This is a genomic window from Stenotrophomonas sp. AGC87, from assembly GCF_057333975.1.
Genome location: NZ_JBHFHW010000008.1, coordinates 1 through 23,020 on the forward strand (window position 1 = coordinate 1; position 23,020 = coordinate 23,020).

A 23,020-nucleotide genomic window follows, 5' to 3' on the forward strand; every position below is an offset into this window, starting at 1 on the left:
ACCATGCTCCGCACCAGCAGCCTGCGCGCCGGTGCGGTCACCACTTTTTTCGCAACGCATCCTTGATGACGTCGTTCTCGAAGACCTGTTCTGCCAGTAGCTTCTTCAGGCGTGTGTTCTCCGCCTCCAGGTCCTTGAGCCGCTTGGCGTCGGGCACGCTCATGCCGCCGAACTTGCTGCGCCACAGGTAGTACGAGGCCTCGCTGAAGCCGTGCTGGCGGCAGAGGTCCTTAATGGGCATGCCGGCCTCAGCTTCGCGTAGGAAGCCGATGATCTGCTCTTCGGAAAAGCGCTTCTTCACGTCCAATCTCCTTGTCATTGAGGATTGGACTCCAAACCGCTTCGCTACTCAATCTCGGGGGGACGTCGCCACCAGCCGCGCTACAGCGTCCTTCAGTGGCACGCCTTCCATTACCCGAGCGGCACACCACCGCTCGGCCTAGCGCTTACCCTGGGCGATGCTAGCTGCTCGGACCTCCTTGTCTTCCCACAGCTTCCTGCAGGACAGGCGGACCCGGACGCCTTTGGCATCTGGCTGCACTGCGGCGATCTCCCGGCCGTTCCGCCACAAGGCCCAGCGCTCGCCGTCCTGCACCCAGCCCGTGGGGCGAGGTGCGATCATGAAGCCGGTGAAGTTGCAGGGCGGGAGCATGGCCGCAGGATACGGGCCAGGATCTCGAATCCTGCGACTGGCCGCCAAGTACGTGAAGTCCCTCCCCAGAGGGTACTGGCGCCCGTCCCCAAACTGAACGACCTCCGCAAGGCTGTCGGCGCTATGCTGGCGTGCAAAGGAAATCGTCAAATACGCCTTTTATTTCAACAACTTAACGAACGCTATCGTCAGCTTTGCGACAAACTTTAGGCCCCATCAATGCAACACTAAAGTTAGCCAACATTGACGAACGCAACACATAGGTCGTATAGAATGCATGTACCCGAACAACCCACCGCTGGGAGCATGCGCATGAACACTGGCGTAGAAGACTAAGAGAGACACAAGGAATCGTCCAACCAAAAGGCCCCCTCAAGGGGCCTTTTGTTCTATTCAGGGGGAAATATGGAACGTATCTTCACGGATTTGAAATGTGTGCCGAAGTGGAGCTGGTTCTCCCTTCTACTTCTCGTTGTTCTGCTCACGCTAGCCTTCAGCGGTGCATTTGCGCTGAAGACGACAGTCATCCTAGTCATCGCCAGCTTCGCTTGTGGGACGCTTTTCCTCGCTCCAGCTGTTCTGCAGGCAGCCAGGCATGGGCACAAGTCAGTTCCCACCGTTTGCGTATGGACGGCGGTCTGGCTTTTAGCCGCTATCTCCACGTTTTTCTATTGGTATTTCCGATGGCTGCCTGACGATGCGGGCGAATCCTACGATCGCATCCTCAACGTTGTTCCGGTCCTGACCGCAATCGTTGCAGCCGGCCTCGGCTGGTATGTGCACTACCAGTTCTCCGCGAAGACCCAGCGCACGAACACGTCGTTTGCACTCGTTATGGAGATGCAGAAGAGCGCCGAGTATCTCAATCGAAGCCTAATTGTCTCGGAACACTTCCCATCGTCACTTGATGAAATCCCAGAGGATTACGTCACTTATTTTGCGCCGGGTACTGTGAAGCGACTTCGAGATGAGGCAGCGAAAGCTGGAACGACGCCTGACCCTGCTTCCATTGAGAAAGCCCAGGCCATCGTGGCGTTGAGGTACGTACTCAACTTCTACGAGTTCATGGCGGCCGGTGTCAGATCGAATGACCTGGACTGCGATCTTCTGATGGACACGATCAGCGAAGTGGTGATTGGAAGGTTCAACAGAGCCAAGAAGCTCGTCGACTACATCCGAGCTCCAGCAATCGGCCGAGGGCAAGAACTCGCCTTTGAGCACTTGGAGATCATCGCTCGCGACTGGGCACACCACATTGAAGAGCACAAGTCCGCAATAAGGAAGCGAAAGCTGGGCTCACGCGAATAATCAGAAAAGTCTGATGCAGGCGCAGCAATTAAATTACTGAACACGGGGTGGCGATTGCGTCCTTCGCCACCTCGCTTTCAACGGACTACACCGCCAGATCCATCAGCGGAAGATTGGGCGCAGGCTCCACAACATGACCACCGCGCACCACGCGTTGTAGGGAATGGTGCCACCCAAGATGCCGATCGCCCGCATCTGCGCCCCGTCATACGTCGTCAGGCTGCTGGTCCCGTGCGCGTTGTGTGCCGTGACCCTCGCCAGCAGCCGTGGGCTGGAGCTGACCAGTTCGTCGAATTAATCCCACAGTTCAGTCCGCATCGCTGTAGTGCCTCTCAAGGGTGATGGTCTGCTCGATCACGATGGCCTTCTCGCCGATGCGTGCCTCGGTCCGGACAACTGACTCTCCTCAACGAATCAAGAGTCCTGCTGCCCGAGCCACTCCGCCAAGCTCAACCCGACCCACTGTTTTGCATGTGAAGCAGCCTCTAAGTCGACTGCGCGCCTATGTTCCTCAGGAAGGGGTGAAGGCGAAGGCTTAATTCTTGGCGGCAGACGCCCAAGCCTGGAGGGATTAACGCGCAGGGGGTGATGACCCGGAGAAATCGCAACCACTCGGCCGTCTCGGTCATGCACTGCGAGATTGTCGTAGGTTCCTAGCCAGCGACACTCGGGGTAAGAGTACAGATCGTCACCTTCAGGGAAGGCGAGCGGCTGATATTCAGCATCAAATACGTACCCATCCAGCATCCATCCGAAGTGGCGACCATCAGACCCGTACAGCGTCACAACCATATCTACGTTCTCCATCTGACAAGCCCAGCTTGCAGCGTTACAAGTGGCGTAACGCGTTACGTAACGGTGACGTCACGAGGCCCCATGCCGCTACGAACGGTTTCCGAACCGTCTGCGAACGGTTCACACGCCCGAATGCGCATCTTACAAAAGCGTCTCTCCAGGGTTTACGAATCCAAAGTTGGTAGGGTTTAAAAGGACTGATCCTCTTGGTTTTACATGAAGGTCACCGGTGCAGCGGACCATCCGCTTGTTTTCATGAGCCGATATCCCGATGTGGTAGTCGCTGGGACCCAGTTCGATGCTTACGGATCTCTCGACACCATCAATCAGCGATTCCAACGTGACCTTTCCGTCTTCGTCTTGGGTTGGGCGTGAAAGGTGCTTTACAAACCCCTCAATGTCCCTATTTCTCAACACGTAGTCATCCTTAAAATACTCGATGGCGGCCTGAAGCCCAGCGATCCGATCCTTGTCGAAGGAGAAAGAGGAACTGCGTCTGGGGAAGAGACCGCCTTGCGGAACGGACAAGGACAATTCGAAGCTGCGCGATCTTGATTGCCCACTGAATCCTAATAGGGAATCACACATGTTGATGCTTGCCCCAGCCATCACAGCTTGCTCGAGAAGAACTGTATTACGCAAACTCTCTCCCTCTGAAGAACCTGTAGCAGCGTGAAGTGCTTCCACTCCTGCAGCTAGGTTTTGAAAGAGCACGCTCGCGATTCCTTCATCAGTACCCGCTTTTGAAAGTTCGAACTCCTTAGCTGGTGCGACAACGTTGATGACATAGCTACCGAACTCGGTCTGTCCTAACTGCACTGAGTCGATGTAGGCGCGCATCTCGTCAGCTAACTTGCCTTGGAAGTGCCTCTTCTTAGTAGGCAGCGACATGGCTGCTGCCACGAGTAGGTCTTTCGCCTTTTGCACGAGGACGATTCCGTCCCGCAAGGGAATGAGTCCTTCAGCGGTATCTTCCCCCTTAACCCGGACCGTCAACAGGCCCGCGCCCGCATTTACGATGTCCCTTCGAATGCTCTCGCGATCACGCTGTTCAAATTCCTGAAGATCAGCCAGTGCGTCTAGCATCCGCGCGCAGTAGTCACGCAAGTTAGGAACCGGAACGCTTATCTCCGAAAGCTCATCATTGATTCGGTGCCAAATGGAAGCTCGGCCCTCCAGAACAGCGTCTTTCGTCCACCCCTTTTGGACTAGGTAGACAACCAGCTCTTCCGCCCCAAAACCAAGTTTTTCGGTCTGCGAACTAGTCATAGGGATTCGCTCCTAGAGGCCGCCCTGATCATCTCCTCTAGCGTTGATGTTCGCAGACGATTTTTGATAGGCAAATGGACCATTACATTCTGCGTTGTTTTTTCGGGAAGACCCTTGAGGGACATCCAATAGCACTCGTGGTACAGCGTCAGGCAATCTTCGGAATGACCTAGCCACTTATCCGTTTCACGGGGAACCACCAGCAAAACCAGGTAGCGGGGGCACAGCAAGTCCTCTGCACGCAAGTCGTTGTAGTTCTTTATGCCAAGCGAGTAGGCAAGCTTATCGCCTTTGACCAGATCTCTGTACGTGCACTTCAGCTGGAACTCGATTTGCGGGTTGCGCAAGATTCCACCTTCGATCCCCTTCGCCTTCAACCGGAGATCGACACTGTCATCATCTACGGCGTCCTGCCCAGGATTAAGTCCTGCGTGGGCAGCTAGGGCACCTACGAAAGCTCGTTGGAACTGTTCCTTTTGAATTTCTGGATCCATGGCGCCCACCTGTCTTCCCCGACTCCGTCTTACGATCATAGCCGGGGTCCGAGGCCATCGACTAGCCTTGTATAGACTTGGAAGCGGACCCCACACCTCGCCTCCAAGGATGCGGATGGCTGTCTAAGGAATCCCTAAGTGCGTGTACTTTCCGTGCAAGCAGTGGCGGAGTTTGCAGGTGATCCGTCAGCTGGATGCAGGGAATTTGACGGGCGAGTCCCACCATCCCACGTGACGGCGCAGTCTGGCCTCTCGAATGCTAATGCAGGGGGATTTAGTGGATCGAATCAACACTCTGCAACGCGTGGAACATGTCCACGTATGCCACCCACCGGTCGTTCGTGAAGATGCTCACCAGGCCGCAGGCGCAGCAGTCCCCGCCATCGATCCTAGGGCAGGCTGGGTCGTGGAAGTCGAAGGCTCTCAGCGGATCCCCTATGGCCTGTCGCGCCACTTCTAGGCGGCCTTGATAGTCCTCAGGCAAGCACTGCCACTCGGCAGCGAAGATCACGTAGGTGACCCCGTCCCAGCCCTCCATGGAGCTATTCGTATCTACAGTAGAGATTGGCTCTTGGTCGTCAGTCACGGGTGGTCTCCGGCTCGGGACGGTTGGGCTGGACAAAGGTGCCGGATGCAAGCGGATGCCTCTGGACGCCGATGGACGGTGAATCGCCATATTTCTAGCGTCTTAGCTGCAGATGCGGATATCGCCGGACCCCAGTGGGCTTCAATGTGGTGGGCCCACCAGGATTCGAACCTGGAACCAAAGGATTATGAGTCCTCTGCTCTAACCGTTGAGCTATAGGCCCTTGCGGCCGCACAGTGTAGTGGAGGCCCGCAGGCGCTTTCCACTGCAATCCTCACATCAGCCGAAGCGCCGCCCCATTTCCTGCACCCGGCGCGCGTTCTCCCCCGCCAGCTCACGCAGCACGCTCGAGCGCAGCAGCGCCGAACCGGCCACACGTTGCCAGTAGTCCACCGCCAGCGGCGCTGCCCAGTGCAGGTGCGCGAGCTGGCCGCTGCGCTCCGGCGCGATGGAGGCAAGCGGCGTAGCCACACGCAGCACCCCTGTGCGCGAGGGTGCCAGCGACATCGGCAGCATGTCATACGCGGGCGCCAACGGTAGCGGGCCGCGATCAACCAGGTGGAAACCCAGATTGCCCTGATGCATGTCGCTGTTGCCGATCAGCCGGCCGAACGCGTGCAGCCTGCCCATGGCGGCGTGCGCGTCGCGATCGACCCAGCCCTGCGTCAGCAGCGTATCGGCAGCCGTCCCCCAGTCCACGGTCACGTCACCGACGAAGGCCGAGGACAGCGCAAGCAGCGAGACAAAGCCGCGCCGGCCGAGCACGTCGACGGTGCGGTCGAAGCGCTGCACCTCCAGGAACGTGTGCGTGTCGGTCTGGAGGATCTCGGACGCCGCTGCCGGCACACTCGCGTCGCGCAGGCACTGCAGGGCCAGGTGCTCGCAGACCAGCAGGTCCGCCCAGCGTTCGGCGGCCTCGCCTGCGGCGGGCTGCGCGAACTTCACCAGCGCCGCATAGCGCCCTCCCTCATGTTCCACCGTGGCAGTGAACTTCGGTTGCTCGCCACCAGGCGACGATCCGACGTCTTCGCCTTCAAGTGCCGCCGCCGCGCGCTCGGGATAACGACGTGCGCGCTGCCCGGCCAGGACATGATCGCCAGGCGCATCGAGCGCGCGCAACGCCATCTGCACGGCATCGCCGCCCAGCAGGAGATCACCGATCTCGGTGCCGCCTGCACGCACCAGCGCCTGCAGGGTGTCACCCAATTGCCATCGATTGAGGGCGTCGGGGACGCCCAGGTCACGCCCGCGACGATGCGCGAACGTACGCCCGAGAAAACCCTGTGGCCGCAGGTCGTCCAGGTACCACGGCAGCCCCGGGAAGTGGCCATCGACGGTCTCGTCTGGCGAACGGGTCAGATTGGGGCGTGCGGCGGTGGTCGCCACGTGGAAGGTCTCGCCCGTGAGTGCCACGACCGTGCCCAGCTCTTCAAGGGTGGCGTCCGGGCGCAGCCGGAACAGCGGCCACTCGCTGCCCGTGGCGGTCTGCTGGCGGACGGCATAGGCCGTGGCGCGGGTGCGCCCAAGTCGCACCACGCGGTCCCCGGCCTCGGCGACAAGACGACTCAACGTTGTCCGGGTAACCCCCAGGCGATCGACGAGATCGGCAGCTGGGACGACCTCGCCAGCAGGCAGGTTGTCGAACAGCGACTGGAGCTGGACGGTACGGGGACGGGCCATGGCCTGATTTTCGGGACGAGTTAAGTTACGAATCTATACGCCAGTCTTCGGCGAACCGCAACCCCATTAAACTCACAAGCCATTGATTAAAATAACATCACCCCGGAGAACAACGAAAACACATCCGTAATTAAGTTACGAAACACACAACGAAATCACACGATCAGCCTGGCGATCCCCACCCCTCGAACATCCGCTCCATCCGCTGCGCCGCCACCCGCCCCAAAAAACAAACCCCGCTTGCGCGGGGTCTGTCGGGTTTCAACGCGATGCGCCGGTATCGATCAATCGATATCCAGGAAGCTGCGCAGCTGCTCGGACCGGCTCGGGTGACGCAGCTTGCGCAGCGCCTTGGCTTCGATCTGGCGGATGCGCTCGCGGGTGACGTCGAACTGCTTGCCCACTTCCTCAAGGGTGTGGTCAGTGTTCATGTCGATGCCGAAGCGCATGCGCAGCACCTTGGCTTCCCTCGGGGTGAGGCCGGCCAGCACGTCGCGCACGGTTTCAGACAAGTTGATGTTGGTGGTGTTCTCGATCGGGGACTCCACGTTGGTGTCCTCGATGAAGTCGCCCAGATGGGAATCCTCGTCGTCGCCGATCGGGGTTTCCATCGAGATCGGCTCCTTGGCGATCTTCATCACCTTGCGGATCTTGTCTTCCGGCATGTCCATTTCCTTGGCCAGCTCCTCCGGCGTAGCCTCGCGGCCGTACTGCTGGAGCATCTGACGGGAAATGCGGTTCAACTTGTTGATCGTTTCGATCATGTGCACCGGAATACGGATGGTGCGCGCCTGATCGGCGATCGAACGGGTGATGGCCTGGCGGATCCACCAGGTCGCATACGTGGAGAACTTGTAACCACGGCGGTATTCGAACTTGTCCACGGCCTTCATCAGGCCGATGTTGCCTTCCTGGATCAGATCGAGGAACTGCAGGCCGCGGTTGGTGTACTTCTTGGCGATCGAGATGACCAGGCGCAGGTTGGCTTCGACCATTTCCTTCTTGGCCTTGCGCGCACGCGCTTCACCGTAGGCCATGGCGCGGCTGATTTCCTTCAGCTCGTCCAGTTCCAGCCAGGTGGTCTTCTCGATGTCGATCGTCGCCTGCTGCTCGGAGATGATCTGATCCTTCACGTCACGCAGAGCCGAGGACCACTTCTGCTTGCGCTTCAGTGCGTCTTCCACCCACTCCAGGTTGGTCTGGTTGCCTTCCCACGAGCGGATGAAGTCCTTGCGCGGCATGCGCGCGGTCACGGTCGCCAGGTTCAGCACGCGGCGTTCGTGGGACTTGATCGAGGCCATGACGTCGCGCAGCTGCTTGACCAGCACATCGGTCAGCGGCAACGGCAGCTTCAGGGTCACGAACACGGCGGCCATGTCGTCGCGCAACTTGGCCAGCGGCTTGCGGTCGCCCTTGGCAGCGGCCTTCTTGAACGCGGTGTACGCATCGCTCAGGGCCTGCATGCGGCGTGCGACTTCTTCCGGATCCGGACCGGTCGGGCCGGCCTCTTCCTCGACGTCGTCGCCGTCATCTTCTTCATCGGCGTCGTCGTCAGCGTCGTCACTGGTGTCTTCGGCCACGGCCGGGGCCGGGACTTCTTCGACCAGGTCGTTGAAGCCGACGATCACTTCGGCCAGGCGCTTCTTGCCTTCCTTGTGCGCGTCGTAGTCGGCCAGCAGCGATTCCACCGATACCGGGAAGGTACCGAGTGCAGCCTGGACCTGGCCCAGACCTTCTTCGATGCGCTTGGCGATGGCGATTTCGCCTTCGCGGGTCAGCAGCTCGACGGTACCCATTTCGCGCATGTACATGCGCACCGGGTCGGTGGTGCGGCCACCTTCGGTGTCGAGCGCGCTCAGCGCGGCGGCGGCTTCTTCGGCCGCGGTGTCATCGACTTCGCGGTTGCCGGTGTTGCCATCGTTGAGCAACAGGGTTTCTGCATCGGGCGCAACTTCATGGACATCAATGCCCATGCCGTTGATCATGCCGATGATATCTTCGATCTGCTCCGGGTCGACGATGTCGTCGGGCAGATGGTCATTGACTTCGGCGTAGGTCAGGTAGCCCTGTTCCAGGCCCTTGCTGATCAGAAGCTTGATGTCGTTTTGCTGGGCAGGACGTTCGTTGGCCATGTAGTGCTCGCGCCACCGGCTGGGAGAGGGAATAGAACCTAGCATTATACCAGCCCGGCGCCCCGCGTTCCCGGGCGGTGGTCCCGGGGCTAGGGTCTGAGCAGGAAGGTCACTGGACCATCATTGACCAGGCTGACAACCATATGGGCACCAAACTGGCCGGTTTCCACCCCCGAAGCGTGTTTTTGCCTGCAGATCTCGACCAGTCGGTTGAATCCGCGTTCAGCCTCCGCCGGCGGCGCGGCGGTACTGAAGCCCGGCCGCATCCCGCTGGATGTGTCGGCCGCCAGGGTGAATTGGCTGACCAGCAGCAATCCGCCGCCGGTATCACGCAGCGACCGGTTCATTTTTCCGGTCTCATCGGCAAAGACACGGTAACCAAGCAGGCGATCGGCCATCCGGGCAATCTGGGCCTCGGTATCGCCCGGCTCCATGCCCACCAGGGCCAGCAGGCCGGGGCCGATCTGACCGACAACGGCCTCCTCCACACGGACGCCGGCTTCGCTGACGCGCTGGATCAGGACAAGCATGGACAGGGCTCCGCTAACTGAAGGCGGCCTACCTTAACGCGCCCGCGCGCCGACAGGCTGGCCGCCAGCGGCTAGACTTTGCCGTGATGAAACCGCACACCACTGCCCGCCTGGCCTACCGCGCCGCTGCCCTGTTCACCCGCCTGCCCTGGTCCTGGCTGCGTGCCTTCGCATCCGTCCTGGCCTGGCTGTGGATCCGTCTCAATGCCCGTGAGAGCCGCGTCACCCGTCGCAACCTCGAGCTGGCCTACCCCGAGATGGGCGAGGCCGAGCGCACCGTGCTCCACCGCGAGGTGCTGCGCTCGACCGCGCTGCAGGCCATCGAGACCCTGCGCCTGTGGACCCAGCCGCGCGAACGCAACCTGGCCCGCCTGACCGAGCGCCACGGGGAGGCGCTGTACGACGCGGCCCTGGCCGCCGGCAAGGGCGTGATCGTGGCCGCGCCGCATTACGGCAACTGGGAGCTGCTGAATCAGTGGCTGGCCTCGCGCGGGCCGATCGCGATCGTCTACAAGGCGCCGGATGAAGCGGTGGGCGATGCCTTCCTGCAGCTGGTCCGCGGCGGCGACAACGTGCAGCAGGTGCGCGCCGAAGGCCCGGCCGTGCGCCAGTTGTTCAAGGTGCTCAAGGACGGCGGCGCCACCGGCATCCTGCCCGACCAGCAGCCCAAGGCCGGCGACGGGGTGTTCGCGCCGTTCTTCGGGGTGGAGGCGCTGACCATGACCCTGGTCAACCGCCTGGCCGAGCGCACCGGCGCGACCGTGCTGTACGGCTGGTGCGAGCGGATCGGCCCGGGCATGGAGTTCGCCCTGCATATTGAAGCGACCCCGCCCGCCGTGGCCGATCCCGACCCGCGCACCGCGGCCACCGCCCTCAATGCCGGCATCGAGCGCATCGCCCGGCGCGATCCAGCGCAGTATCAGTGGACCTACAAGCGCTATACGCTGCGCCCACTGCAGAGCGGTGAAGACGATCCGTATGCCACCGAGGACCATCCGCACTGACTGCGACGCAGCGTCGCGCCCTTGGTGCGATTGAATCGCCGCGATCCGTCCCCACTGTGGAAACCACGATGTCCCCCACGGCCCCTGACATGTCCTCTGCTTCTTCCCTGTTCGGCGATCCGGCCGCGATCCGCTGCGAGCGCGCGGTGGCCGAACTGCGTGCCGGCCGCCCGGTGGTGATCGACGATGGCCACGGCCAGCGCCTGGCTTTCATCGCGCTGGACAGCAGCACCCGCACCAGCTTCAGCGCCTTTGCCGCGGCCGCGGACGACCGGCACTACCTGTTCCTCACCGCCACCCGCGCCCGCGTGCTCGGGGTAAGTGCCGAACGTGGCGCGCGCGTACCGCTGGCCGGCATCGACTTCGATGCCCTGCCCTCACTGAGCTACCTGCGCGACCCGGGGGCGATGCCGCCGGGCTGGACCGGTGGCGAAGCGCTGGACGACGGTGCGGTGGAAATCGCCCGCCTCGGCCTGCTGTTGCCGGCGATGGTCGGCGTGCTGCTGACCGCCAATGACCGCCGCTTCGACGACTGCGCGCAGGTCTCACTGTGCGATCTCAGCCAGGGCGCCGAGCAGGCCGCGCACGCATATGAACTGGTGGCCCGCTCGCCGGTGCCGCTGCGCGAGGTCGGCATGACCGAATTCGCGGTGTTCCGCGGCGGGGTGGCCCAGCGTGACCAGGTCGCGATCATCGTGGGCACCCCGGATCTGTCCGCCGTGGTGCCGGTTCGCGTGCATTCCTCCTGCCTGACCGGCGATCTGTTCGGTTCGCTCAAGTGCGACTGCGGCGACCAGCTGCGGCGCGGCCTGCGCAAGCTCAAAGAGCTTGGCGGCGGCGTGCTGCTGTATCTGGACCAGGAAGGCCGCGGCACCGGCATCGCCGCGAAGATGCGCGCCTACGGGTACCAGCACGATGGCCTGGACACGATTGATGCCGATGCCCAGCTCGGCTTCGGTGCCGATGAGCGCCGCTACGGCAGTGCCGTGGCGATGCTGCAGGGCCTGGGCGTGAGCCGCGTGCAGCTGCTCAGCAACAACCCGACCAAGGCCCAGCGCCTGCGCAATGCCGGCATCGACGTGGTCGACTGCGTGCCGGTGACCGGCGACATCACCGCCGAGAACGAGCAGTACCTGCGCACCAAGGCCGAACGCGCCGGTCATCTGCTCGATGTCGACGCGCTGATTCAGGCCGCGCAATAGCCCACGGCAACCTGCTACCGTCTGCGCCACGGGCGGTTGCACCTGTACGCATGCGCCCGGCCCGTTTCCCAGCCGAGCGCCCTGCCTTGTCCGATCTCCTCGACACTCCCGTGCCGCCGCCTCTGCCGCCGTTGCCGCCTGCCCCCGACTGGCAGGCGATGCCGCTGCGTTCGGCCTCGCTGGCCGCGTTCGGTGGTGCGATCGCTGGCGCACTGATGATCGGCGGCGTGTTCGGCACGCTCTGGGTGGTCTTTGATCTTCCGGGCCGCTGGTGGGGCGCGGCCGGCATGGTCGTGCTCGGCGCGCTGATCGGTGCGGCCCTCGCGTTCCGCCGCCAGTGCCGCACCTATTGGCGGCTGGATGCCCAAGGCCTGGGCTTGCGCCGCGACCTGCTCTGGCAGAACGAAACCCGTGTACCGACTTCGCGCGTGCAGCACCTGGATCTGCGCCGTGGGCCGATCGAACGCAGCGCCGGCTTGAGCACGCTGGTCGTGCATACCGCCGGCAGCCGCTTCAGTGCAGTCACGCTCAGTGGGCTGGACAGCGCCGATGCCGAGCGCCTGCGCGACACCCTGGCGCATCAGCTGGACCAGGACGACGACGCGCTGTGAGTACCCCGTCGCCGCTTGATGCCGCGCCGGAGCAGCGGCTGCATCCCTGGTCGTGGCTGTTCGTGCTGCTGATGCAGTTGCGCCAGGGTCTGGTACCGCTGATCGCACTGGTGGTGTTCGGCCAGCGCGGCGACCGCGATGAGCTGTGGCTGTCACTCGGCCCAGTGATCGCCGTGGTCGTGCTGGTCGCGTATTCGGTGCTGCAGTACCTCACCTATCGCTACCGGATCGGCACGAGCGCGATCACGGTGCGCAGTGGTGTTTTCGCGCGCAATCGCCGCGAGATTCCCTTCGCCCGCATCCACAACGTGGTGGTCCACCAGAACCCGCTGCACCGCCTGTTCGGCGTAGCCGAACTGAAGCTGGAATCGGCCGGTGGCCATCGCCCCGAAGCGGAATTTCGGGTGCTCAAACTCGATCAGGCACTGGCACTGGAGCGCCTGGTGCGCCAGCGTGGCCAGGCAGTGCCGGCCACGGCCGAGGGCGACGCCGCTGCGCCCGAACCGGCCGAGGATGTGCTGCTCGCCTTGAGCCCGGGCGAGGTGGTCCGTATCGGCCTGCTCTCCAACCGCGGCTGGGTCGTGGTGGTGGCAGTGCTGGGCGCGATGGTGCAGTTGTTCCCGCGTGGCAGCGTCTCCGATGTCATCGAAGCCGGCGGCCGCCAGGCCTTCGGGTATGCCAGCCACCTGCACCCCGGAATGTGGCTGTGGGCGATGGCCGCGGTGGTCGCCGTGGTGGGCTTCTGGGTCATGCTGCGGGTGTTGTCGGTGGTGCTCGCGCTGCTGCGTTACTACGGCTTCCGGCTCAGTGAGCACGAGCGTCGGCTGACCGTGGCCAGCGGCTTGCTGACCCGCATGCGCACCAGCGTGGCGCGGCGCCGGATCCAGGCGTGGACATTGCGCGAGAGCGCGCTGCAGCGCTGGCTCCAGCGCCGGCAACTGCGTATCGATATTGCTGCAGGCAACCCCGGCGAAGGCGAGCGCCGCGACCTGCGCGAGCTGGCGCCACTGGCGACGCCGGCCGTCTGCGATGGGCTGGTCCAGCATCTGCTGCCACACCTGCAGTGGCCGCCGGCGCGCTGGCAGCCGGTGCAGAAGCGCGGCTGGTGGCGGCTGTGCCTGGGCGCGCTGTGCGTTGTGCCGCTGCTGACCGCAGGCGCGATCTGGTACGGCGGTCCGTGGGGCGCGCTGGTGCTGCTGTGGTTGCCGTGGTCGGCATTCCGCGCGCACCGGCAGATGGCCCGCATCGGCTACCACCTGGATGACGCCTACGTCGCCGTGCGTGGCGGCTGGTGGCAGCGCTGGTGGCGATTTGCAGAGCTGGACAAGCTGCAGGCGCTGCGCCTGACCCGCTCGCCGCTGGACCGTCGGCTGGGCACGGCCAGCGTGTGGCTGGATACCGCCGGCGCAGGCATGGGTACGCCGCTGGTGCTGCACTACCTGCCGGAAGCGGAGGCGCGTGCGGTGTACGAACAGTTGGGCCGCGCGTTGGCGAAGCGTCGCCTGCGCTGGTAGGAGCGCATCCACGCATGGCGTGGATCTACCTGGTGACGCTACCGCTTCGCTGGCCCCCAATACCCGAGATCCTTGCGGATCTGCAGGCCACGGGTCCACGCACCGAACGGCTTGCGCTTGAGCGTGCCGAGTTCACCGGACAGGAAATCCTCGGTGGCAGCGATCACCCGCTCGGAGGAGTACCCATCGCGGAACGGATGGATGGTGTCCGCGTACCGGCGGATCTCGGCCATCAGGGCGGGCGCTGGATCCAACGCCTGGGCCAGCATCGCCGGCAGCTGCGTGGCATCGTCGAAATCGATCATGTGCGGCTGCGGAACCCGGTTGCGGAAGGTCACCACCGGTTTGTGCTGCACGATGAACTCGGAGACGATCGAGGAAGTATCCGAGACCAGCACATCGGCGGCGCGCTGGGCGGCCATCACCTGTTCCGGCTCGATGAAGCGCGCATGCGTACCGGCCAGCGCGCGGTAGCGCTCGAACAGCTCCGGGGCGCACTTGGGGTGCAGGGTCAGCAGCCAGTAGTGCTCGCCGCGGGCGATATCGGCCGCGATCTGCTCGTACAGATGCGGCGCGGCGCTCAGCCGCTCGGTGAAGGTCGAGCCGAACAGGATCACCGGGCGGCCCTGTGCCGGCACGCGCAATCCCGCGCTCAAGCCACCGTCATCGCGGAACAGCGGATCGAGCTTGGGCCAGCCGGTCTCGGCCACGGCGAAGTGGCCCTCGCGCGCGGCCAGCTCGCGGAACGGGGTGGTCGTGGCCGGGCCCTGGGTGCAATACAGATCGAACAGACCGCGCACCCGGAAGTGGCCGCGGGCACTGTCGCGCTTCTGCACGTTGAAGCCGTGGAAAACCTGCACCTTGGCCCCGGCGATGAACGGCGGCACCCAGTTGGCGGCGCTGAACACCGCGCGCGGGCGTAGTGCCAGCGCCTCTTTCAGGCCGACGTTGGGCACGCGGGGCAGCGACGCCCCGGCGGCGCCATCGGCGAACCAGGCCGACACCGATTGACCGGATGCGTGCAACGCCTGCGCCAGAGGGGCGAGAATGGGCAGCGCATAACGCTCCGTCGCAAACAGCAGGTACTCGGCCATCATGTCCTCCTCGACCGCTCCCACTGAACGGCCTCGCATTTCGGCCTGCATTATCGCGTTCAATGAAGCCGACCGCATCGGCGATTGTCTGGCCTCGCTGGCCTTCTGCGACGAGATCGTCGTCGTGGACTCGCAATCCACCGATGCCACCGTGGCGATCGCGACGGCCGCCGGGGCGCGGGTGCTGCAACGCCCGTTCGATGGCTTCCGCAGCCAGAAGGCGTTCTGCGTCGAGCAGGCCGCGCATGACTGGGTGCTGTGCCTGGACGCCGACGAGCGCATCAGCGACACCCTGCGCGAGGCGATCCTGTCCGCCCAGGCCAACGGCTTCGCCGGTCACCATGGCTACCGGTTCGCACGGCTCTCCGAGTACTTCGGCAAGTTCCTGAAGCATGGCAATGCCTACCCGGACCGGGTGCTGCGCCTGTTCGACCGCCGCCATGGCGGCTGGCGCGGCAAGCGTGAGATCCATGAGGCGGCCAGCGTCGATGGCGCGGTGGGTACCCTGCGCGGCGACCTGATCCATTACCCCTACCGCTCGCTGGAGCAGCAGTTGCTCAAGACCCAGCGCTACGCGCGGATGATGGCCGAGCACGAGTTCGCGCGCGGCAAGCGCGCCACCCTGCCCAAGCTGATCCTGGCCCCGGCGTGGCGGTTTTGGCGTGGGCTGCTGCTGCGCGGCGGCTTCCGCGATGGCTGGCACGGCCTGGTCTACGCCTACGTGCGCGCCAACTACGTGCGGCAGAAGACCATCATGTTGTGGATGCTGCAGAACGGGCAGCCGGTCACCGACCCGCCGCGGGATCAGCCAGGCGCCTGAGCCCTGGCCCGCGCCAGCGCCAGGCGCCGCGTGTACCCCTGGACGATCGACAGCCCGGCCAGCAGGCCGACGATGGTGACGTAGAAGCTGGCCGTGATCTGATGCGCGAACATCGACTGGGTGATCCCGCACAGCACATAGGTCACCACCACCATGATCCCGGCGGCCGCCGGACCACGGAAGGTCTGCTCACCGCTGCGCCGGTGCAGGCCGGTGAACACCCATAGCGGCACGCCGTAGATGGCCAGCAGCAACAGCAGGCCCGGCGCGCCCTGGGTCGCGGCCCACTCGGCCAGATCGTTGTGCGCGTGGCCCAGATGGCAACGCTGCTCACTCGGATCATCCCGGCACACCGGCAGGCGCTGCATGGCGCTGTCGAAATGGCCGATCCCCACGCCGGTCAGCGGGTGATCGAGGAAGGTTTCATAGGCCACCTGCAGCCGCTCCACGCGCGCGCCGGCGGAGGAGTCGCTGTCACCGCGCTCCATCCGCACCACGTCGTGCTTGAGCTCGGTCAGGCGGACCTGCTCGCGCAGGCTCGGGATGGTGAGGGTCAAGGTGCCGGCGATCGCCACCAGCGCCAGCAGCACGCCCAGGCGCGCGCGGCCGGTGCGCCAGCGCAGGCTCATCGCCATCACCACCAGCAGTGCCAGCAGCGCCAGCCAGACGCCGCGGCTGCCGCTGAGCACGATGGTCACACAACCGGCAACCATGCCCACGATCACCCAGGTCCAACGCTGGTGCGGCCGGCAGAACACCAGCAGCACCATCAGCACCAGCACGATGTCGGCCAGCACGATCGCATTGGTGCTCAGATCAGCGCGTGGCGCGCCGCCGGCCACCTGCAGGATCGACAGCACCATGGTGCCGAGCAGGCCGGCCAGCGCCCCGCCCCACAGCCAGCGGATGTCCGGCCGCAGTGCACACACCCACAGGGCGATCCACGGGATCACCACGAACCGTGAGCGGTTGTCGATGTCGCGCAGGCCCTGCTCGAACAGATGGATCGAGAGCAATGCAAAGGCAATCGCGACCACCACCAGCCAGGTCAGGGCCTTCACCGGCCGCCCGGCCAGGCCACGCGCGCGCCACAGGTAATCCGGCGCCAGCAGCGTGCTCACCAGCAACAGGATGCCGTAGGGCAACAGGTTCTGGGGCAGGGTCAGCACCAGCGCGGGCATGCAGAACAGGCCCACGGTGGCGATCCAATGGGCCACACCGGCACGCCCCTGCAGCGGCGGCAGGGAAACGGGCGTGGCCGGCTCGGATGCAGCGGTGAACGTCATTGCCAACCTCGATTGCCACACGCAGGCACGCACGCCCGTGATTGCACTGGACGCGACCGGCGCCCACGGACCTGCGGTACCCGCCCGAGGAGGCGGCCAGCATTACAGAATTCACTCATCGCCGTCGATCCGGTGCAGCGCGCGTTCGCGCGCCTGTTCGTCGGCACTGGCCACACACGGGCCGTGGATGTCGCCCGGCCTTACCAACCACCAACGGCGGCGGTTGGCGACCCCGGCCAGTTCGGCGCTGGTGCGGTCCACGCAGGCCAGCAGCGCGTCCTCCTGGACCAGCAGCCAACGCTGCTGCGGCTGTGCGGCCTGCCAGGCGACCCCGTCGGCGAGTTGCCGGTCCCAGCGCCGGTTGAACCCGAAGGTGGCGGCGTCGCGGTCGGCCATCAGCAGGTTCTGTTCTTTCCAGGCGACCAGACCCAGTTCGGCCTCCGGGCCGATGCGTTGACCGACCTGCAGCATCAGGCCGCGAGCGGAACTGGAGTCATTGAACAGCGGGTAGCCGATCAGCCCGAACGCCACCCAGGCCATGGTCAGCGTCGCCACGACGGCCAGATGGAAGCGGCGCACGCCGGCGATGCACAGGGTGAGCACGGCCCAGCAGCCCAACGCGACCGCGACCCAGCCCAGGCCGGAGGTCACCGCGGTGTCGATGCCGCGATCCAGAATCAGTTTGCGCTCGAAGCCCGGCTGCCCCAGCAGCATCGAGATGCCGATCCCGAGCAGACCCAGCGCCAGCAGCGCCACGAAGCCGCCCAGCAGCCACTGGAAGGCGCGCTTGCGCAGCAACCCCGGCAGCAGCGGTGCCAGCGCCAGGCAGAACATCGGCAGCGCCGGCAGGATATAGACGTCACGCTTGCCGTTGGGGATCGAGAAAAACAGCACGATCAACAACCACCACACCAGCGGCAGCAGGTAGCGCGCATCGCGCCGCTGCAGGCGCCGGCGCCAGGCCGGGATCGCCCAGGGAATCGCCAGGAAGGCCGGGATCCACATCGACGGCATCGTGCCCAGGAAGTACCACCACGGCTGGTGGTGATCCCAGGATTGCGCGTAGCGCTTGGCGGTCTGCCGGAACAGGATGTCATCCAGATAGGCGCGGTACTCGGTCGAGCCGCTGCCCAGCGCGGTCACCACCATGGGAACCAGCCACAGGGCGATCGCCAGCAGAAACGCCAGCGGCCCGGCCCAGAACCGCCAGTCGCGAATGTGCAGTTTGACCCGCGGCCAGCCCAGCACGGAGGCCACGGCGGCCGGCACGATCATCAGCAACGCGATGACGCCCACGCCCTTGGTGATCACCCCCAGCCCGGCGGCGAACCAGCCCAGCCACCACCATCGCCACGCAGGGCCACTGAGCAGATGCCGCAGCAGGCCGTAGTTGGCCAGGGTGATGAAGAACACCACCAGCGGATCGATCTGGGCTTTCTTGGACTGGAAAGTAAAGTGCAGCGCAAACAGCAGCGCCCAGGCGGCGTACAGCCCGACCCGCCGCGTCCACAGGCGGCGGCCCAGGTCATACACGCAGGCCAGTGTGCCCAGCGCGGCCAGCAGCGAGGGCAACAGGAACGCTACGCGCCAATCGCCGATCAGCGTGTACAACGTCGCCTGCGACCACATCAGCATCGGCGGCTTGTCCGAATACAGCTCGGTGCCGCGATGCGGGAACAGCCAGTCGCCGCTCTCCACCATCTGCTTGGCGACCAGCGCAAAGCGTGGCTCATCGGACGGCCACGGATCACGCATGCCCAGGCCAGCCCCCAGAACGAGCAGGGCCATCAGGGCAAGCAGCCAGAACTCTCGGGATGCGCGGTTTTTTAGCATGGGGCGGAATTCTAGCCGGGTTCGGATCAACCCTTCTTTAGCAGACGCGCATAGAAGAAGCCGTCAGCACCGTTCTCACCCGGCAGGCGCTGGCGCCCGGCCCAGGAATCGTGGCCATACGCCTCGCCCAGCGGCAGGAAGCCCGCATCCCGGGTGCGCTGAAGGAAGGCTTCGACCTGGAACTGGTTTTCATCGCGCAGGATCGAACATGTCGCATACAGCAGGGTTCCGCCCGGGGTGAGCATCGTCCAGCAGGCATCCAGCAGGCGTGCCTGCAGGGCCATCAGCGCCTCGATGTCGGTCGCGCGGCGATGCGCCAACACATCCGGCTGGCGGCGGATGATGCCGGTGGCCGAACAGGGGGCATCCAGCAGGATGGTGTCGAACAGCTGCCCGTCCCACCAGCTGGCCGGATCGGTCGCATCGCCCGCCAGCACCTTCGCGTTCTGGCCCACGCCGGTGCGTGTGAATGTTTCGCTGATGCGCTTGAGCCGGCGCGCATCGATGTCCAACGCCAGCAGGTGCAGGGTCGGATCGCGCTCCAGCAGATGGGCAGCCTTGCCGCCCGGTGCGGCGCAGGCATCAAGCACCCGCGAACCCGGGCGCGGCGCCAGCGCATCGGCCACCTGCTGGGCAGACAGATCCTGCACCGACAGCGCGCCATCGGCGAACCCGGGCAGTGCGGAGACCGCGACCGGCACCGGCAGACGGATCGCATCGGCACCCACGCTCGATGCCTCCGCCTCGATACCGGCTGCCGCCAACTGCTGCAGCATCGCCTCACGACTGCTGTGCTGGCGGTTGACCCGCAACCACAGCGGCGCAGCCTGCAGGCTCGCGGTGAACACCGCGTCGGCCTCGTCCGGCCAATCCTGTTCGATCTTCTCGGCCATCCACAGCGGGAAGGCATCGCGCGCGGGCAGCGGCGGAATGCCTTCGCGCTGGGCGCGGCGCAGCAGTGCATTGACCATGCCGGCCTGGCGATCACGGCCCATCGCACGTGCAGCGTCGACCGTGGCCGAGAGCGCGGCGTGCGCCGGCAGCTCCAGTGCGTCCAGCTGGGCGAAGCCGACCAGCAGCAGCGCGCGCAGTTCGTCTTCGCGCACGCTCAGCGGCCGCGGCATCCACTGGGCGAGCGCCGCGTCATAGGCCGCACGGCGACGCAGCACGGCAAAGCACAGCGCCTCCAGCAGCGCGCGGTCGCGGCTGTCGTCCAGGGTCGGCAACGCGGTGGCCAGTTCGGCCTTGAGCGAACGGCCGCGGCCGATCACCTGGGCCAGCACGCGCGCGGCCAGCACGCGGGTGGGCACGCCGGGGGCGGTATGGGCGGTGTAGGGGCCTGCAGGCTTGCCGGAACGCGCGTTGGTCATGTCAGGCACCCATGCCGAGGTCGCGACGGGCATTGAGGTAGTCGGCGGCGGTGATCGCCTTGCCGCCCTCACGCTGCAGCACACGCAGGCGCAGCGCACCCTGCCCGCAGGCGATGTCGATGCCGTCGCGCGAGGCGGCCAGCAGCGTGCCCGGGGCCTTACCCTGGTTGTCATCCAGCGCGATCGCGCCATGGATGCGGACGCGTTCGCCGGCCAACATGGCCTCGGCGATCGGCCACGGATTGAACGCACGTACGGTGCGTGCCAGCACGTGGGCGTCCTGCGCCCAGTCCAGACGGGCTTCGGCCTTGTCCAGCTTGTGCGCATAGGTCACGCCGGCCTCGGGCTGCGGCTGCGCGATCGGCTTGATGCCGGCCCGCAGCAGGCCCAGGCCATCGGACAGCACCTGCTCACCCAACGCCGCCAGGCGGTCGTGCAGCTGACCGCCGGTGTCGTTGGCGCCGATCGCGATGTGCTGCTTGAGCAGGACCGGGCCGGTATCCAGCCCGGCGTCCATCTGCATCAGGCACACACCGGTTTCGGTATCGCCCGCCTGGATCGCACGCTGGATCGGCGCGGCACCGCGCCAGCGTGGCAGCAGCGAGGCGTGCACGTTCCAGCAGCCGTGGGTTGGAATGGTCAGCACCGCCTTGGGCAGGATCAGCCCATAGGCCACCACCACCATCAGGTCCGGCGCCAGGTCGCGCAGCTGCTGCTGGGCTTCGGGGGTCTTGAGGCTCTCCGGCTGAAACACCGGGATGCCACGTGCGATCGCTTCCAGCTTGACCGGCGACGGGGCCAGGCCACGGCCACGGCCAGCGGGGCGATCGGGCTGCGTGTACACCGCGACCACTTCATGGTGGCGGGCTGCGGCACGCAGCGAGGACACGGCGAACGCCGGCGTACCGGCAAAGACAATCTTCATGGCGACCCCACTAACAGAACGTAAAACGGCGCCGATGTGCGGCGCCGCGCGACAGGACACATCGCGCGGTCATCCCGCGCGGCGGTCGCTGCAATCACCTCAGGCAACGTGCTTGCGCTGCTTGGCCAGCTTCTTGCGCACCATCTCGCGCTTGAGCGGCGAGAGGTAATCAATGAACAGCTTGCCGTCCAGGTGGTCCATCTCGTGCTGCACGCAGACAGCGAGCACGCCGTCGGTGGTCAGTTCCTGGGCCACGCCGTGACGGTCCAGGTAACGCACGGTGATCTGGTTGGCGCGGGTGACGTCGGCAAAGATGCCCGGCACCGACAGGCAGCCTTCCTGATAGACCTGGCCGCCTTCGTTGGCGACGATCTCAGGATTGATGAACACCATCGGGGTGTCCTTCTCTTCACTGACGTCGATCACCATGAAGCGCTTGTGCACATCCACTTGGCTGGCGGCCAGGCCGATGCCCGGGGCGTCATACATGGTGTGGAACATGTCATCGATCAGGGTCTGGAACGCCGGCGTGGTCACGTCGGCAGCATCGATCAACGCAGCCTTGGTACGCAGGCGCGGATCGGGAAATTCGAGAATGGGCAGGAGGGCCATGGCAAATACCGGTAGGGGGCGCCGGTCGAAGCGGCGTACAGGGCGATTCTATCGCCAACGCTTGCCCCGCGCCCCGGTTTCTGGACTATAGTGCGCGAACCTGTTGGGGAATCAGGCACCACATCTATGTTTGAACGAACTCGTACGGTCGTCGCCGTGGCGATGCTGACCGTCGCTACCTATGCTACCGCCGTGGAAATGAATGGCGGGCACCCGGATACCTATGTCGTGCGCAAAGGGGACACGCTGTGGGACATCTCGGCGCGTTTCCTGCAGAAGCCCTGGCTGTGGCCGGAGATCTGGCAGGCCAACCCGCAGGTCAAGAATCCGCACCTGATCTACCCGGGTGACGTGCTCAGCCTGGCCTATCTGGACCGCGTCGTGGCCCAGCCCGGCCCACGCCAGGAGGCCCCGATCAACGGCGTCCCGCTGGAGCAGGTGGAGCCCTTCCTGAAGCAGCTGAGCGTGGTCGACGAGGTCAAGTCGCTGCCCTACGTGGTCAATCTGGAAGAAAACCGCCTGCGCGCCACCACCGGCCAGACTGCCTATGTGCGCGGCCTGGAGAACGCCCAGGTCGGCCAGCGCTACGCGGTGGTCCGCCCGACGGTGCAGTACGCCCTGCCCAAGCCGACCGAAGACCTCGATGCCCGCGGCGATACCACACCCGGCAGCGGCAACCTCTGGAAGACGTTCATCGTGCCGAGCAAGCGGCACCAGACGCTGGGCTACGAACTGGCCCAGATCAACGTCGGTACGGTGAGCCGTGTGCAGAGCGGCAGTGTCGAGGTGACCTCGCTGGTGCTGCAGGGCCAGGTGGACGGCCGTGAAGTCCGCGCCGGTGACCGCCTGGTTCCGGTCGAGGCCCGCCCGTACGACCTGCAGTTCGTGCCGCATGTGCCCGCGCCGCAGGCCGTCGATCTGGACGTGCGCGTGCTGGCCGTCGCCGACACCTTCACCTCCGGCGGCCCGCGCGATGTGATCGCGATCTCCGCCGGCAGTGCCAACGGGGTCGACAACGGCACCGTGTTCTCGCTGTGGCGCCAGGGCCGCCATGTGGCCCACCGCATGGATTACCCGAACTCGTCGCGGATGGACGATTCGCTGACCAGCGGTGCCGGCCGGGTCACCCTGCCGGACGAGTACGCCGCCCATGCAATGGTCTTCCGCACGTTCGAGAACGTCAGCTACGCGCTGGTGATGGAAGGCGTGAAGCCGGTCCGGGTCGGCTATTCGGCGCTGCATCCCGATAAGCAGTAAACGCGGCGGAGTCCTACCCTGCCATGCGACGGCGCCCTAGGGCGCC

At 65.1% G+C, this 23,020-nt stretch carries 20 protein-coding genes, 1 tRNA gene and 1 pseudogene; 7 read left to right on the forward strand and 15 right to left on the reverse strand.

Annotated elements, in window-relative coordinates:
* A pseudogene (locus tag ACE026_RS03370) lies at positions 1-319 on the reverse strand (transposase); the annotation flags it as partial.
* Positions 320-1,057: 738 nt separating this feature from the next.
* On the opposite strand from ACE026_RS03370, the gene ACE026_RS03375 reads away from it, so the two are divergent.
* Complete coding sequence (locus tag ACE026_RS03375) at positions 1,058-1,960, forward strand: DUF4760 domain-containing protein (protein ID WP_486037834.1); 903 nt, start codon at positions 1,058-1,060, stop codon at positions 1,958-1,960.
* Positions 1,961-2,374: 414 nt separating this feature from the next.
* On the opposite strand, the gene ACE026_RS03380 is transcribed toward ACE026_RS03375, so the two are convergent.
* From ACE026_RS03380 to dtd, 8 genes are all read right to left on the reverse strand, one after another.
* Positions 2,375-2,767 carry a 4-fold beta flower protein gene (locus tag ACE026_RS03380; protein WP_486037835.1) on the reverse strand — a complete coding sequence of 131 codons (393 nt, stop codon included), beginning with the start codon at positions 2,765-2,767 and terminating at the stop codon, positions 2,375-2,377.
* A 129-nt stretch (positions 2,768-2,896) separates the two neighbouring features.
* Complete coding sequence (locus ACE026_RS03385) at positions 2,897-4,024, reverse strand: hypothetical protein (protein ID WP_486037837.1); 1,128 nt, start codon at positions 4,022-4,024, stop codon at positions 2,897-2,899.
* Complete coding sequence (locus ACE026_RS03390) at positions 4,021-4,518, reverse strand: DUF4365 domain-containing protein (protein WP_486037838.1); 498 nt, start codon at positions 4,516-4,518, stop codon at positions 4,021-4,023. The genes ACE026_RS03385 and ACE026_RS03390 overlap by 4 nt, the downstream gene beginning before the upstream one ends.
* Before the next feature lie 274 nt (positions 4,519-4,792).
* A complete protein-coding gene (locus tag ACE026_RS03395; protein ID WP_486037840.1) occupies positions 4,793-5,104 on the reverse strand; it encodes a hypothetical protein in 312 nt (103 codons plus the stop codon).
* Between the two features lie 147 nt (positions 5,105-5,251).
* Positions 5,252-5,327: transfer RNA gene (locus ACE026_RS03400), tRNA-Ile, on the reverse strand.
* 56 nt (positions 5,328-5,383) lie between these two features.
* Positions 5,384-6,784 (reverse strand): type II toxin-antitoxin system HipA family toxin YjjJ, encoded by a 1,401-nt coding sequence (yjjJ, locus tag ACE026_RS03405; RefSeq protein ID WP_486037842.1) that lies wholly within the window; start codon positions 6,782-6,784, stop codon positions 5,384-5,386.
* A 284-nt stretch (positions 6,785-7,068) separates the two neighbouring features.
* Complete coding sequence (gene rpoD, locus ACE026_RS03410; RefSeq protein ID WP_123730073.1) at positions 7,069-8,916, reverse strand: RNA polymerase sigma factor RpoD; 1,848 nt, start codon at positions 8,914-8,916, stop codon at positions 7,069-7,071.
* 89 nt (positions 8,917-9,005) lie between these two features.
* A complete protein-coding gene (gene dtd / locus ACE026_RS03415; RefSeq protein WP_486037844.1) occupies positions 9,006-9,446 on the reverse strand; it encodes a D-aminoacyl-tRNA deacylase in 441 nt (146 codons plus the stop codon).
* Between the two features lie 86 nt (positions 9,447-9,532).
* Here dtd and ACE026_RS03420 point away from each other — a divergent pair, with 86 nt between their 5' ends.
* The 4 genes from ACE026_RS03420 (at position 9,533) to ACE026_RS03435 (ending at position 13,777) form a co-directional block, all read left to right on the forward strand.
* On the forward strand, positions 9,533-10,450 hold the full coding sequence (locus ACE026_RS03420) for a lauroyl acyltransferase (RefSeq protein ID WP_486037846.1): 918 nt from the start codon (positions 9,533-9,535) through the stop codon (positions 10,448-10,450).
* 89 nt (positions 10,451-10,539) lie between these two features.
* Positions 10,540-11,652, forward strand: coding sequence for a GTP cyclohydrolase II RibA (gene ribA / locus ACE026_RS03425; protein WP_486037848.1), 1,113 nt, complete (start codon positions 10,540-10,542; stop codon positions 11,650-11,652).
* 50 nt (positions 11,653-11,702) lie between these two features.
* Positions 11,703-12,263 carry a PH domain-containing protein gene (locus ACE026_RS03430; protein ID WP_486037849.1) on the forward strand — a complete coding sequence of 187 codons (561 nt, stop codon included), beginning with the start codon at positions 11,703-11,705 and terminating at the stop codon, positions 12,261-12,263.
* Positions 12,260-13,777, forward strand: a complete 1,518-nt coding sequence (locus tag ACE026_RS03435) for a PH domain-containing protein (RefSeq protein ID WP_486037851.1) — start codon at positions 12,260-12,262, stop codon at positions 13,775-13,777. The genes ACE026_RS03430 and ACE026_RS03435 overlap by 4 nt, the downstream gene beginning before the upstream one ends.
* A gap of 38 nt (positions 13,778-13,815) precedes the next feature.
* Here ACE026_RS03435 and ACE026_RS03440 read toward each other — a convergent pair whose 3' ends face one another.
* Complete coding sequence (locus ACE026_RS03440) at positions 13,816-14,874, reverse strand: CDP-glycerol glycerophosphotransferase family protein (protein WP_486037853.1); 1,059 nt, start codon at positions 14,872-14,874, stop codon at positions 13,816-13,818.
* Here ACE026_RS03440 and ACE026_RS03445 point away from each other — a divergent pair.
* Positions 14,873-15,691: a glycosyltransferase family 2 protein gene (locus tag ACE026_RS03445; protein ID WP_486037855.1), complete on the forward strand. Its 819-nt coding sequence runs from the start codon at positions 14,873-14,875 to the stop codon at positions 15,689-15,691. The genes ACE026_RS03440 and ACE026_RS03445 overlap by 2 nt on opposite strands.
* Here the strand turns inward: ACE026_RS03445 and ACE026_RS03450 are convergent.
* The 5 genes from ACE026_RS03450 to def all read right to left on the reverse strand — a co-directional run bounded on the left by ACE026_RS03450 (position 15,676) and on the right by def (position 21,717).
* A complete protein-coding gene (locus ACE026_RS03450; protein ID WP_486037857.1) occupies positions 15,676-16,977 on the reverse strand; it encodes an O-antigen ligase family protein in 1,302 nt (433 codons plus the stop codon). The two genes, ACE026_RS03445 and ACE026_RS03450, sit on opposite strands and share 16 nt — an antisense overlap.
* A 111-nt stretch (positions 16,978-17,088) precedes the next feature.
* Positions 17,089-18,810, reverse strand: coding sequence for an ArnT family glycosyltransferase (locus ACE026_RS03455; protein ID WP_486037859.1), 1,722 nt, complete (start codon positions 18,808-18,810; stop codon positions 17,089-17,091).
* A 26-nt stretch (positions 18,811-18,836) separates the two neighbouring features.
* On the reverse strand, positions 18,837-20,180 hold the full coding sequence (gene rsmB, locus ACE026_RS03460) for a 16S rRNA (cytosine(967)-C(5))-methyltransferase RsmB (RefSeq protein ID WP_486037861.1): 1,344 nt from the start codon (positions 20,178-20,180) through the stop codon (positions 18,837-18,839).
* A 1-nt stretch (position 20,181) separates the two neighbouring features.
* A complete protein-coding gene (gene fmt / locus ACE026_RS03465; RefSeq protein ID WP_486037863.1) occupies positions 20,182-21,105 on the reverse strand; it encodes a methionyl-tRNA formyltransferase in 924 nt (307 codons plus the stop codon).
* A gap of 99 nt (positions 21,106-21,204) precedes the next feature.
* Positions 21,205-21,717, reverse strand: coding sequence for a peptide deformylase (gene def, locus ACE026_RS03470; protein ID WP_121040274.1), 513 nt, complete (start codon positions 21,715-21,717; stop codon positions 21,205-21,207).
* Between the two features lie 126 nt (positions 21,718-21,843).
* On the opposite strand from def, the gene ACE026_RS03475 reads away from it, so the two are divergent.
* Positions 21,844-22,974, forward strand: a complete 1,131-nt coding sequence (locus ACE026_RS03475) for a LysM peptidoglycan-binding domain-containing protein (protein WP_486037865.1) — start codon at positions 21,844-21,846, stop codon at positions 22,972-22,974.
* Positions 22,975-23,020: the final 46 nt, after the last annotated feature.

Coding starts and splice junctions, on each gene's coding strand:
- ACE026_RS03380 (WP_486037835.1), bottom strand. CDS start 2,767: ATGGAGAACGTAGATATGGTTGTGACGCTGTACGGGTCTGATGGTCGC.
- dtd (WP_486037844.1), bottom strand. CDS start 9,446: ATGCTTGTCCTGATCCAGCGCGTCAGCGAAGCCGGCGTCCGTGTGGAG.
- ACE026_RS03475 (WP_486037865.1), top strand. CDS start 21,844: ATGTTTGAACGAACTCGTACGGTCGTCGCCGTGGCGATGCTGACCGTC.
- ACE026_RS03375 (WP_486037834.1), top strand. CDS start 1,058: ATGGAACGTATCTTCACGGATTTGAAATGTGTGCCGAAGTGGAGCTGG.
- ribA (WP_486037848.1), top strand. CDS start 10,540: ATGTCCTCTGCTTCTTCCCTGTTCGGCGATCCGGCCGCGATCCGCTGC.
- rsmB (WP_486037861.1), bottom strand. CDS start 20,180: ATGACCAACGCGCGTTCCGGCAAGCCTGCAGGCCCCTACACCGCCCAT.
- ACE026_RS03450 (WP_486037857.1), bottom strand. CDS start 16,977: ATGACGTTCACCGCTGCATCCGAGCCGGCCACGCCCGTTTCCCTGCCG.
- ACE026_RS03385 (WP_486037837.1), bottom strand. CDS start 4,024: ATGACTAGTTCGCAGACCGAAAAACTTGGTTTTGGGGCGGAAGAGCTG.
- ACE026_RS03445 (WP_486037855.1), top strand. CDS start 14,873: ATGTCCTCCTCGACCGCTCCCACTGAACGGCCTCGCATTTCGGCCTGC.
- ACE026_RS03430 (WP_486037849.1), top strand. CDS start 11,703: ATGCGCCCGGCCCGTTTCCCAGCCGAGCGCCCTGCCTTGTCCGATCTC.
- ACE026_RS03440 (WP_486037853.1), bottom strand. CDS start 14,874: ATGATGGCCGAGTACCTGCTGTTTGCGACGGAGCGTTATGCGCTGCCC.
- def (WP_121040274.1), bottom strand. CDS start 21,717: ATGGCCCTCCTGCCCATTCTCGAATTTCCCGATCCGCGCCTGCGTACC.
- ACE026_RS03420 (WP_486037846.1), top strand. CDS start 9,533: ATGAAACCGCACACCACTGCCCGCCTGGCCTACCGCGCCGCTGCCCTG.
- rpoD (WP_123730073.1), bottom strand. CDS start 8,916: ATGGCCAACGAACGTCCTGCCCAGCAAAACGACATCAAGCTTCTGATC.
- ACE026_RS03455 (WP_486037859.1), bottom strand. CDS start 18,810: ATGCTAAAAAACCGCGCATCCCGAGAGTTCTGGCTGCTTGCCCTGATG.
- yjjJ (WP_486037842.1), bottom strand. CDS start 6,784: ATGGCCCGTCCCCGTACCGTCCAGCTCCAGTCGCTGTTCGACAACCTG.
- fmt (WP_486037863.1), bottom strand. CDS start 21,105: ATGAAGATTGTCTTTGCCGGTACGCCGGCGTTCGCCGTGTCCTCGCTG.
- ACE026_RS03390 (WP_486037838.1), bottom strand. CDS start 4,518: ATGGATCCAGAAATTCAAAAGGAACAGTTCCAACGAGCTTTCGTAGGT.